Origin of the sequence: Glycomyces sp. NPDC021274 (genome assembly GCF_040641195.1) — a bacterium.
GTDB lineage: Bacteria > Actinomycetota > Actinomycetes > Mycobacteriales > Micromonosporaceae > Glycomyces.
In genome coordinates this window covers 1-1,219 of record NZ_JBFADC010000094.1, presented here as the reverse complement: position 1 = coordinate 1,219, position 1,219 = coordinate 1, and the positions used below count along the sequence as shown (strand labels likewise).

Annotated in this window: 2 protein-coding genes; both read right to left on the bottom strand. The window is 72.3% G+C overall.

The genetic code is table 11. The features are described from left to right. Positions 1 to 119 (bottom strand): type III pantothenate kinase (locus tag AB0I03_RS26825; RefSeq protein WP_360417416.1); only part of this gene is annotated, 119 nt, incomplete at its 3' end. A 5-nt stretch (positions 120 to 124) separates the two neighbouring features. Then, entirely contained in the window at positions 125 to 1,156 is a 1,032-nt protein-coding gene (gene nadC / locus AB0I03_RS26820; protein ID WP_073444460.1) for a carboxylating nicotinate-nucleotide diphosphorylase, read from the bottom strand. Positions 1,157 to 1,219 lie beyond the last annotated feature (63 nt).

Below are 1,219 nucleotides of genomic sequence, written 5' to 3'. Positions count from 1 at the left end.
GCCAGTTCGTCGGCGGTGCGGCGGGCGTCGGTCGAGATCCGCCAGTGCTCGACGATCTCGTCACCGTCGAACAGGCCCAACACGGTGTGGGTGTTGCCCACGTCGATGGTCAGCAGCATGGCGATCAGAGGCTCTCGTCGTCGCTCTCGCGCAGGTCCAGGCCGATGTCGAGGACCCGGGCGGAGTGGGTGAGCGCGCCCACGGCCAGGTAGTCGATGCCGGTCTCCGCGTACGAGCGGGCGTTGTCCAGGGTGAGGCGGCCCGAGGACTCCAGGATCGCGCGGCCGGCGACCAGTTCCACGGCCTCCCGGGTCTGCTCGGGCGTGAAGTTGTCCAGCAGGATCAGGTCAGCGCCCTCGGCGAGGATCGGCGGGATCTGGTCGAGCCGGTCGACCTCCACCTCGATCGGCACTCCGGGGAACTCGCGCCGCACGGCCGTGAACGCCTCCGCGACACCGCCCGCCGCCACGACGTGGTTGTCCTTGATGAGCGCCGCGTCGGACAGCGACATCCGGTGGTTGACCCCACCGCCGCAGCGCACCGCGTACTTCTCCAGGGCGCGCAGGCCCGGCGTCGTCTTACGGGTGTCGCGGACCTTGGCCTCGGTGCCTTCGAGGACATCCGCCCAGGCGCGGGTCAGGGTGGCGATCCCGGACAGCCGGCCCAGGAGGTTCAGCGCGCTGCGCTCGGCGGTGAGCAGGTCGCGGGTGCGGGTGGTGACGGACAGCAGCTTCTGCCCGGCCTCGACCCGCTCGCCGTCCTCCACGTGCCGCTCGACCGCGAACTCGTCGGTGCAGACGACGGAGAGCACCGCCTCGGCGATCCGCAGACCGGCGACCGTGCCGGGCTCCCGGGCCGTGAAGTCCCCGGTGGCGAAGGCGTCTTCGGGGACGGTGGCCACGGTGGTGACGTCCACGCCCTGGTCGAGGTCCTCCTCGATGGCCATGTGCGCGATGTCCTCGACCTGGACGGGGTCGAGGCCGGCGGCCACCAGGAGCGCGGCCAGGTCCGGGTCGAGCCCACAGGTCAGCGGGTCCAGCTCGTAGGCGTCGCCGTCACCGGCACACCCACAGGCGTCGCCACAGCCTCCCCCCGTCTCGGGGGTGGCGCCGAGCCGGCCGATCTGCAGGAGGGGGAGGTCGGGGGTGCTGCTCACGGGGTGGGCTCCGTATCGGGAAGAGGGGCGGACTGAGGTGCGGGGCCGACGGTCGGCGGGAAG